General features: G+C 38.4%; 11 protein-coding genes. 5 read left to right on the forward strand and 6 right to left on the reverse strand.

Annotation, left to right across the window (positions count from 1 at the left end; genetic code table 11):
• Window positions 1–24: 24 nt before the first annotated feature.
• Both Q0017_RS08435 and Q0017_RS08440 read right to left on the reverse strand, forming a co-directional pair.
• The gene (locus tag Q0017_RS08435) at window positions 25–309 is read right to left on the reverse strand and encodes a hypothetical protein (RefSeq protein WP_298145321.1); all 285 of its coding nucleotides are present in this window, start codon (window positions 307–309) and stop codon (window positions 25–27) included.
• A 77-nt stretch (window positions 310–386) separates the two neighbouring features.
• Window positions 387–1,133, reverse strand: coding sequence for a hypothetical protein (locus tag Q0017_RS08440; protein WP_298145324.1), 747 nt, complete (start codon window positions 1,131–1,133; stop codon window positions 387–389).
• A gap of 165 nt (window positions 1,134–1,298) precedes the next feature.
• Here Q0017_RS08440 and Q0017_RS08445 point away from each other — a divergent pair, with 165 nt between their 5' ends.
• The 5 genes from Q0017_RS08445 to Q0017_RS08465 all read left to right on the forward strand — a co-directional run bounded on the left by Q0017_RS08445 (window position 1,299) and on the right by Q0017_RS08465 (window position 5,920).
• Window positions 1,299–1,952: a DsbA family oxidoreductase gene (locus tag Q0017_RS08445; protein ID WP_298145327.1), complete on the forward strand. Its 654-nt coding sequence runs from the start codon at window positions 1,299–1,301 to the stop codon at window positions 1,950–1,952.
• A 162-nt stretch (window positions 1,953–2,114) separates the two neighbouring features.
• Complete coding sequence (locus Q0017_RS08450; RefSeq protein ID WP_298145330.1) at window positions 2,115–2,360, forward strand: DUF456 domain-containing protein; 246 nt, start codon at window positions 2,115–2,117, stop codon at window positions 2,358–2,360.
• Between the two features lie 367 nt (window positions 2,361–2,727).
• Window positions 2,728–2,907 carry a hypothetical protein gene (locus tag Q0017_RS08455; protein WP_298145332.1) on the forward strand — a complete coding sequence of 60 codons (180 nt, stop codon included), beginning with the start codon at window positions 2,728–2,730 and terminating at the stop codon, window positions 2,905–2,907.
• A 9-nt stretch (window positions 2,908–2,916) separates the two neighbouring features.
• A complete protein-coding gene (locus Q0017_RS08460) occupies window positions 2,917–4,776 on the forward strand; it encodes a hypothetical protein (RefSeq protein WP_298145335.1) in 1,860 nt (619 codons plus the stop codon).
• Between the two features lie 82 nt (window positions 4,777–4,858).
• A complete protein-coding gene (locus Q0017_RS08465) occupies window positions 4,859–5,920 on the forward strand; it encodes a hypothetical protein (protein WP_298145338.1) in 1,062 nt (353 codons plus the stop codon).
• A gap of 34 nt (window positions 5,921–5,954) precedes the next feature.
• Here the strand turns inward: Q0017_RS08465 and Q0017_RS08470 are convergent, their stop codons facing one another.
• The 4 genes from Q0017_RS08470 to Q0017_RS08485 form a co-directional block, all read right to left on the reverse strand.
• Complete coding sequence (locus Q0017_RS08470) at window positions 5,955–6,233, reverse strand: hypothetical protein (RefSeq protein ID WP_298145340.1); 279 nt, start codon at window positions 6,231–6,233, stop codon at window positions 5,955–5,957.
• 167 nt (window positions 6,234–6,400) lie between these two features.
• Window positions 6,401–8,320, reverse strand: a complete 1,920-nt coding sequence (gene htpG, locus Q0017_RS08475; protein ID WP_298145343.1) for a molecular chaperone HtpG — start codon at window positions 8,318–8,320, stop codon at window positions 6,401–6,403.
• Between the two features lie 82 nt (window positions 8,321–8,402).
• Complete coding sequence (locus Q0017_RS08480; RefSeq protein WP_298145349.1) at window positions 8,403–8,741, reverse strand: hypothetical protein; 339 nt, start codon at window positions 8,739–8,741, stop codon at window positions 8,403–8,405.
• Window positions 8,742–8,876: 135 nt separating this feature from the next.
• The coding region (locus Q0017_RS08485; RefSeq protein ID WP_298145346.1) for an OmpW family outer membrane protein at window positions 8,877–9,483 on the reverse strand (607 nt) is incomplete at its 5' end.

The raw sequence follows: 9,483 nt of genomic DNA on the forward strand, positions 1-9,483 counted from the left end.
AGCCTATATGCAAAAGCCAGACCACTAAACAACACCATGTTGGCTAAATTGGGCTTTAAGCCAAGTTAAATATGCCTCTTTTTGCATAAATTCAGGCGCTTGGCGCAAATTAAGCCGTACCTTTTGTTGCTGATAATGCAACACCATTTGTAGGGTATCGTGTTGATCATCAACCACATCAAAATATTTGGCCAAGAAGAAACGTTGTTTGCCCCATTCATTTAAACGCTCAAGTTTAGGATGTTGGGAGCTTTGCATAAACTCCATGTAATGCTGTTCAAAATCAGGGAAATCTACTGCGATATACATAGGATTTGCCTTATTGTTATGATGTTTTATTTGAGTCTAAACACAAGATTTGACACTTTGCTGACAATAGAAAATCGTTACAATTTTGCTTCCACCGCAGCTTTGTGACCCTGTTTGATCTGCTCAATTTTTCTATTTAATTCTGTCACCTCTTGATATAAGCGATTAAACTCTTTTAAGGGTTGCTCTTCATAAAAGAAAAATTGCCCATTTTTAGCCTGCCATTGATGCGCTTTTAAAATACTAAACAGACCTTCAGCTTTGGCTAAAATTTGTTGTTCTAACTCAAACACTGCATACAGATCTTGATCTTGCTGAGACTTTAAACTCTCAACTAAGGTCTGTTTTAAACGAGTTTGAATATTTAAATGCTCAGCTTCAGCCAATGCTTTGGCATGACGTTGTTCATTTTGGCTTTGATACTGTGCCGCTAAACTACGTGCATTGACCAACATGCTTTGGGTTTGTTGATAGTTTTGCTTTTTATCTTGATCTAGGCGTTTAACATCTAAAAATTGATCCCAAGCAATGCTTTTTAATTCACGTAAATACACGTTACGTGCCTCAGCATTGTCTGTTAAATAGCTCAAAATAAAATCAGCCATGACCCGATAATCGCCTTGTAAGCGTGAATCTTGAGTAGTCAACTGAATCGGGTTTTGCCAATCTTGAGCCTGTTCATATAACTGTTCGGTTTTTTCATATAAAACCGTTTGATATTGATGCAACTGTGCTACATCTTGCTGCTGTTTTTGATACTGATAAAATAAAGCAGCAAAAATTATCACCGTTACTGCACTCACAATCATGACAACGCGACGCATGGTGTGCTCCTTGATCTAGCTCAATTAACTTTTAGCATACACATTTTGCTGTGTTTTTATACAATAAAGCCTTAAATAACTGCTGAATGGCTTTTTTGTTGGGCTTAAACTTTAAATTTAACGCCTAAGCCTCATCTAAGTGATAAACACAATTTGAGAAAGTCCATGCGCGTAGATATTTGGTCAGATGTAGTATGTCCGTTTTGCTATATTGGTAAAAAACGTTTAGAGGCGGTTGCCAAAGAAGCTGAAATTGAGCTTGAAATCCATTGGCATAGCTATCAATTAGACCCTGAAGCACCACAAAGCCAAAGTATTTCTAATACTGAACGCTTGGCGCAAAAATATGGTCGTACTTTGGCTGAAGTTGAAGAAATGCAGCGCAATATTGCCGATATGGCCAAAGCCGAAGGCATTGAGTTTAATTGGCAACAGGCCAATTCAGGCAACACCTTTAATGCTCATCGCTTGATTCATTTGGCACAAAGCAAAGGTTTAGGCAACGAAGCCCAAGAAGCATTATTTTATAGCTATATGACCCAAGGTCTAAAAATCGGCGAACGTGAAACTTTAGAAGATGTTGCTGCACGTATTGGCTTAAACCCTGTAGAAGTCGACGACCTACTTGATGGCAACGAGTTTGCAGATTTTGTAGAGTTTGACCAAGAAGTCGCGCGTGAGCAACTCAAAGTTACCGGCGTTCCTTTCTTTGTATTTGACCAACGTATTGCCCTTGCCGGCGCTCAACCCCGCGATGTGTTTTTAAACGTGTTAGAAAAAGCTCAACAAGCACCTAAAAACGACGAGCAAGATGCCTAATAACTAGGTTGAAAAAAACAAACTCACGATCCCCAAGCTTCGGCTGGGGATTTTCATTTACTTACAAAAACTACCGTGCTTTTTACACACATCTTTTAAAATCTCTTTAGGCTAGTTTAGGTACACTTTTAACCATAATACTAAGACTAACTAGAGGTATCTATGAATCACAATAACGATGTAAACACTTTATTTGACCAAGATCAAAATAATGAGCCTGAAAACAAGGTACAAGACACAAGTTGCCCAATTAAAAAGTCACGTTTTTCTCCTGCGGCAAAAGGTGCTTTAATTGGTGCAGTCGCTGGCAGCATTTTGCCGGTGTTTGGTACGATCAGTGGCGCAATTTTAGGTGCAATTGGCGGTAAGGTGTATGAAAAAAAATGCCTTAACAAGCCTAAAGCCTAATTTTTAGAATTTCATTGGAGCTTGTCCCTCAAGCTCCATCCTACTTTGCTGTTTTTACTTAATTGTTAAATTGATGTTAAAATTCCCTTATTTATTTGTGCTGTTATCTTTATTTTTTCTTCAGGGAAATTTATGTTAGTACCTTGATTTAAAAGCCTAAAATGGCACACTATTTAAGTAAATTGTTATTTAATTAAAATTAAAACCGGTTTTTTATGACCCAGATCAAATTGCAATTTTCTTGATTTAAACTCATTTTAATGACTATATGTATAATAAAGATGCACATTTATTCACCTTTTTCGGGCTTAAAACCCTATAATCTTAAAACTGACAATAATTTATTTTGCTATTTTAAATTTGCCTTATGAATGAATTAGAAGCGCTACTGCAAGGTCAAATTGCCCCTCAAGCTATTCCTTTAGAGCAATTGGTCCAACTGGCCTTACAATATCCAAATCCAAACAGTACCGAATATGCAGTGCTTGATTTGGCAACCAATATATTGCTCGCCAGTTACCTCAACCAAGCGCAAGAATATCTTTAGAGAAGCCCAATGAAGCCCTTAGATAAAGCATTATTAACGCAAGAATTGTCACAGCTTATAACAAGTTTACAAGATGACAATTTATCTTATTTTGATCATGCTCGCGCTAAGCAACGTATTTTGGAAATACAACAATTGTATACAACCTTACTGCATCAGCCAGGTTTTCAAGACACTAAAGATCAGTTAGAACCTTTGTTACAAGCACAAGAATTTGTCTATCACTGCCATTATTCTGACTTTTGCTGTGGCACATTTAGCCAAGATCAAGAATTAGAAGAAGTTTTATACCAACAAACCCAATCTACTTGGGCATTGCTGTATGAACCTGAAGAAGGTTGGCAAATTTGGCTCTTACAAATGCCAAATCAAAAACTGCTGATTAGCGAAAATGGTGCGCTTGAAGAAGTATATCATTGGCTTGTGACTCAAGAATTAAAGTATCAATGTTTTGGTGTAGCTGACCCTCAACAGAGTTACACAGCTAGCACTACAATCCACAAGCCAAGTACTCAAGCGGCAGATATTGCAGGTATTGATGATCCTATCAGTACAACACTTGATGCGACTTATCAAGCACATATGCATAAAATTGAAAAAGCCTTGCATATTCCAATCCACCATTTCCCTAATATGCTAGAGCAAGCAACAACTCAACAAATTCAAGGCAGGGTGTTACAAGAAACGCGTTTCGATTCAGGTGCAACCCCTCAACCAGTTTCCACACGGCGCTTACGCAAACAAGAAATTGATATTAGTGAAGGACTGTCTTTTGATCTAGGTCTAGAACCACTGCAATTAGACAGCAATACACCTATTCATATACCACCTTTGTTTACTGCATCTGAACCGACAATGCCATATCACGCTCAAGAGCCAACTTTTGATTTAATTGATTTTAATACTACTCAAACTCAATCGAACAGTATAGAAAACTCTCAAGCAATATCAGCACTTAGCCCGACAATAGATCCCTCTTTGTCAGTTGAATCAAGCCCACCTAAAGCAATGAAATTGGCGCAAAACGTCATGGCTAGTGAAGCTAACTTAGCTCAAACACAAGCTGTAGATTTCACTGCACCGCCTGAAGCAACGAGCGAACCTGACATACAAGTAAATTTGGCACAAAAAATGATTATTTCTGCCAAGCACAGCAAAAAACCACAAACGCGACCTAACCTATTACTCAATGGCTATAGCTGTCAGGTCAGTGCTTTACTGTTTGACGCTGCACAAGAAAAACAACTGTATCGTTTAAATCCAGAAGACATTAGCTGCAACCACGTTGATCTTTTGTTGCACTATACAGATATTGAGCATGTATTTGAGCGACCTATTTATCTAGCCGAGCAAACAGATAGCCAAGGGCGTTTTGTAAAGTATCTGGCTCTGTTTGGTGCCGTAGGAGAATTACAAGCGATTCGTTTAGCACATATCTTTAGCCATGCCCAAGAACATAAACTTGCCGCTGTAAGCAGTATCAATTGGGCAAGCTTAGAGAAAAATCTTTTTGATCCAGATGCTCTATTTAATACCTACCAAGCTTTAGCGACCTTGCTTTGGGACAACAATCATTATTATCCATTTATCCCTGCGCACTTTTTACAAACACAAAAATTTATTCAATTTGTCGAAACGCCAGCGCATGTCAACACGCCTTTGTTACTACTAAAAGAACGGCAAAAAATTCGGGTCATTCATGGAGACCAACGCTTAGGTCTATATCGCAATGAAACTGCATATCCTTATCTCTTGCTCGACCGAAATCAAGGCATTAGCTGGCAGATGATTCAAGAAGTCATTCAACGTCTACCTCAACCGATTGACCCAATTACGTTGTATAAGGCAATCTGTACGGAGGCTTCTTAAATTGCTGTAATTTTGTAGCAACCGCTTGCTTTTGATCATGATAATTTCAGACACTGTTTAAAAATAAGTGTAAATCATCAGTATGATTAAAAAAATAATACTTTGTAGCAGCGTATTCGTATTCAGTCACGGCGTGTACGCACAACAACAAGATACCTCTCAAGGTATCTTGTATAAAATTCCACGGGCGATTGATGCCACACCCACCTTCTTGCCACAACAATCTAATCATCCAATTGTACCAAGTACTCAAACTACAGAAGATCGCACTTGGATTGATCAACAACAAAAAGGTGTGCGTCACTGGGTAGATGGCACAGCGCATAAAATTGATGATTGGTTTGGTGTCACCAACCCGAGTCAACCTGCTTCGGCAACTTTAAGAATTTTGCTTGATAACAAATGGGATGATTATGATGGCTATGAAATCCGTCCACGTATCCGAGGTAAAATTGAATTACCTACTTTGGAAAAACGTTTTAGCGTGGTATTTGGTGATGATAGCTTAGATGACCAGCTTAAAAATCAAGTGGCTATTACCAATGAAAATCCTAGCCTTGCTGAAAATAAAAATTATGATCAACAACGTACCCGTGAGGACAACAGCTCTATTGCTCTAAGATGGAGCAATTTTTCTAAAAAATATGATTTTGAAACTGATGCAGATGTCGGTATTCGCTCCGGCGACGACGTATATTTACGCTTAAAAGCTGAAAAAGATTGGCAACTACAAAACGATTTTGTATTTCACGCCGAGCAAATTTATCGTTATGGAAGCGATAGCGAAAATTATCTACGCACCAATCTAGAATTGCTACATCAGCGTAAAAATGAGGCTTCACTTTCTAACCAATTTGCTTTGGTTTATGCAGATGCATCAGAAGATGATTTAAATTGGTCAAATTATACCTTTAGACAACACCAATTTTTCCAAGGCAATCGTTTTAACTATGGTGTCTATAGCGGTGGTTACTACAACGACAATCAACTACGCTTAGATAGTTGGGGACCTTTTGTATCTTGGCGGCAACCTGTATTACGTGAATGGTTTTTTGTACAAACTGATCTTAATTACTTTAATGAAGATCGTGAAAATCAAGACCATCATGTCAGTGCCTTACTACGTTTAGAAGCCTTATTTTAAACATTAAAAAGCCCATGAAAATGGGCTTTTAACTTTAAGAATTCACATGACGTACAATGCTCACACGGTCATTACGTTGCTCGCGTAATACTTCTTTATATTGTGAAAACTTATTAATGTCTGTGGTCACCAGTTTTTTAAGTTTCATACGATCATTACGCTGAATCACGCGCTCCACTTGCAAGCTAGTAGCTGTCGCCGCATTACTCACTTGAACACGATCATTACGGTGCTCTACATACGTAGCACTGGCCATAACTTGTGTACTTAGACCAAGCGTACCCAAAGCAATTAAACTCAATAGCGATTTCATAACTATTTCACCTGATGACTTAATGATTGGCATTATAGATCAATTTTTAAAATATAATTCATTTATTAGATTAAAAACCAAAGGGATTTTTTAATCTTGATTATCGTTTTTTTGCATCATCAAGCCATAAAAAAAGCTCCCGTCAGGGAGCTTTTTTATCAATTTTATTAAGCCAACAATAAGTTATTAATACGTTTTACATATTCAGCAGGGTCTTCAGGCAAACCACCTTCGGCAATCACAGCTTGGTCAAAAATTACGTTGGCAAGGTCATCAAATTGGCTTGAGCCTTGTAATTTTTTCACCAATGGATGGCTTGGGTTAATTTCCAAGATCGGTTTACTCTCAGGAACTGCTTGACCTGCATCTTTGAGCATACGCAACAATTGCGGTGACAATTGACCTTCAGGCGTGACTAAACATGCAGGTGAATCGACTAAACGTGTGGTCACACGCACTTCTTGGGTTTTATCTTTAAGTGAACTGCTGAGTTGTTCAACCACAGGTTTAAACTCTTCTGCGGCTTGTTCAAGTGCTTGCTTTTCTTCAGCATCTTGTAAATCACCTAAGTCTACTGCACCTTTTGCCACGTTTTGCAGAACTGTACCATCAAATTCCTGTACAAACTCCATCGCCCACTCATCTACACGCTCGGTCATGAGTAAAACTTCAATGTCTTTTTTCTTGAATAATTCAAGTTGTGGTGAGTTTTTCGCAGCGTTTAAGCTTTCCGCAGTCACATAGTAAATGGCTTTTTGGCCTTCTTTCATACGTGCTTTATAGTCGCTTAATGAGGTAGTGACTTCATCATTATTAGAAGTGGCGAAGCGCAATAATTTTAAGATACGCTCGCGATTGGCAACATCTTCACCTAAACCTTCTTTTAATACAGAAGCAAATTCACGATAGAAGGTTTTAAAGTTGTCTTGATCTTTTTCATCTTCAGATTTTGCTAAGCCATCTAGCACAGTCAAAATACGACGTGCGTTACCTTCACGAATGGTTTTAACATCACGGCTTTCTTGCAGTAACTCACGGCTCACATTAAGCGGCAAATCAGCACTATCTACAATCCCTTGCACAAAACGTAGGTAATTTGGAATCAGGTTATCTGCATCGTCCATAATAAAGACGCGCTTTACATATAACTTAATGCCAGCTTTGGCTTCACGGGTAAAAATATTGCTTGGCGCTTTGCTTGGAATATACAACAGTTGAGTATATTCAGTGCTACCTTCAACACGGTTATGTGCCCATGCTAATGGATCGGCAAAATCATGCGTTAGGTTTTTATAAAACTCTTGATATTGCTCTTGAGTCACTTCGCTTTTGTTACGTGTCCAAAGCGCGCTGGCTGAGTTAATCGCCTCCCATTCATTGGTGGTGACATACTGACCCGGCTTGGCTTCTTCACCTTCTGCTACTTCTTCTTGTTGCCACACTTGTTTTGGCATTTCAATTGGCAAGCTAATATGATCTGAGTATTTATTAATAATTTGTTTAACTTTAAAACGATCTAAATACTCCGTCGCATCTTCACGTAAATGTAAGATGATGTCGGTACCACGGCTTGGCTTTTCAATAATTTCTGTTTCAAACTCACCGGTACCTTGACTGATCCAACGTACACCTTGACTTGCCTCTACACCCGCACGGCGTGATTCTACGGTGATTTTATCAGCTACAATAAAACCTGAGTAAAAGCCCACCCCAAATTGACCAATTAACTGCGCATCAGATTTCTGATCGCCACTTAACTTAGACATAAAATCTTTGGTGCCAGATTTAGCAATGGTCCCTAAATGCTCAATCGCTTCAGCTTCGGTTAAACCAATACCGTTGTCAGAAATAACAATACGTTTGTTTTCTTCATCCAAAGTCACACGTACATGAAGCTCTGGGTCATTTTCATAATATTCAGGGTGATTAATGCCTTCAAAGCGCAATTTGTCGCAGGCATCTGAGGCGTTAGAAATCAGCTCACGCAAGAAAATTTCAGGATTAGAATATAAAGAATGCGTTACCAAGTGTAGCAATTGGGCAACTTCAGCTTGGAAACTATGTTTTTGTGCGTTTGCTTCGCTCATTGGTCATTCCTAGAATTATAGATGCAATATCTATTGGAGTGACCTTAAAGTTTTTCAATGGTAAAACTTGAAAATTTTTAATTTAAAATGTTTGCGCTTTATAAATACGATTTAAATGTAAATCAATTTTCTGCTGCCGCATTTTATATACATCCACTAAACAATTCAGATTGTCTTGGCATTGATCACGTAACTGTAGCCATTTGATTTGCTCTTCTTGAATCAAAGATCGAGTTTGTATGGGCACAAGTTTACGTAAAATGGTGTAGCTGGTTGCCATTTTAACATCAGCATCATTGACTATACGATGCTCACACACCGCTTTTTCAGTTGAGGTTTGTGCACGTTCACAATTAAAACTCGCTGCTTGTGTGGCGCCACTAAAACATGCTATGAATAATAAAAAAGCCCATGTTTTCATCATATCAATCGTCTATATTTTTTTTAAGCTTAGGTGATAGAGCTACATAACTGTAGTCAAATTTTGTGAACAGTATTGCTACAAACCATAAAAAAAGCCTCCCAAAAGGAGGCTTTTTCTACTACAAACTACAGCTTAGAATTTGTAGCTATAACCAATCGTATATACCATTGGGTCGATATCTAGATCGAATTTTTCTGCACCTAATGCTGCAGCAGTATCAGCTTCAAGAGTAACTTCAGGACTTAAATCAGCATATCGTGCATCAAAGAATACACCCCAATTCTTTGCATCAGCAGGTTGATAACTAAAACCAACCTGACCTGCCACACCAAAGGCTTCTTTCACATCTTTAGCAACGCCTTCTTCATCCCATGCGATGAACGCTGTACCACCTACACCAATGTATGGTGTAAAACGAGTTGAGTTTTTGAAGTGGTATTTAGCCGTTAATGTTGGCGGTAAGTGTTTGATTTTTGCACCTTTATCACCATTTACTAGTACATCGTGATTAAAAGGTGTTGCAAGTAATAATTCTGCAGAGAAGTTGTCATTAAAGAAATATTCAACTGACGGTGTAAAACCGAGTTCACTATCAGCTTCAACAGTCACAGGACCAACCAATGTGTTCATTGAAGTATCTGAGGTTGGAGCAAGTACTGATCCACCCACTTTAACTTGCCATTCGCCTGCCATCGCTGAAGCAGACATCCCCAATAATGAAACTAATGCAATTTGTTTT

The sequence above is a fragment of the uncultured Acinetobacter sp. genome (assembly GCF_947624825.1).
Lineage (GTDB): Bacteria > Pseudomonadota > Gammaproteobacteria > Pseudomonadales > Moraxellaceae > Acinetobacter.

Excerpts from the sequence above, each read along its gene's own strand:
- Q0017_RS08435 (WP_298145321.1), bottom strand. The coding sequence starts at position 309 with ATGTATATCGCAGTAGATTTCCCTGATTTTGAACAGCATTACATGGAG.
- Q0017_RS08440 (WP_298145324.1), bottom strand. The coding sequence starts at position 1,133 with ATGCGTCGCGTTGTCATGATTGTGAGTGCAGTAACGGTGATAATTTTT.
- Q0017_RS08445 (WP_298145327.1), top strand. The coding sequence starts at position 1,299 with ATGCGCGTAGATATTTGGTCAGATGTAGTATGTCCGTTTTGCTATATT.
- Q0017_RS08450 (WP_298145330.1), top strand. The coding sequence starts at position 2,115 with ATGAATCACAATAACGATGTAAACACTTTATTTGACCAAGATCAAAAT.
- Q0017_RS08455 (WP_298145332.1), top strand. The coding sequence starts at position 2,728 with ATGAATGAATTAGAAGCGCTACTGCAAGGTCAAATTGCCCCTCAAGCT.
- Q0017_RS08460 (WP_298145335.1), top strand. The coding sequence starts at position 2,917 with ATGAAGCCCTTAGATAAAGCATTATTAACGCAAGAATTGTCACAGCTT.
- Q0017_RS08465 (WP_298145338.1), top strand. The coding sequence starts at position 4,859 with ATGATTAAAAAAATAATACTTTGTAGCAGCGTATTCGTATTCAGTCAC.
- Q0017_RS08470 (WP_298145340.1), bottom strand. The coding sequence starts at position 6,233 with ATGAAATCGCTATTGAGTTTAATTGCTTTGGGTACGCTTGGTCTAAGT.
- htpG (WP_298145343.1), bottom strand. The coding sequence starts at position 8,320 with ATGAGCGAAGCAAACGCACAAAAACATAGTTTCCAAGCTGAAGTTGCC.
- Q0017_RS08480 (WP_298145349.1), bottom strand. The coding sequence starts at position 8,741 with ATGAAAACATGGGCTTTTTTATTATTCATAGCATGTTTTAGTGGCGCC.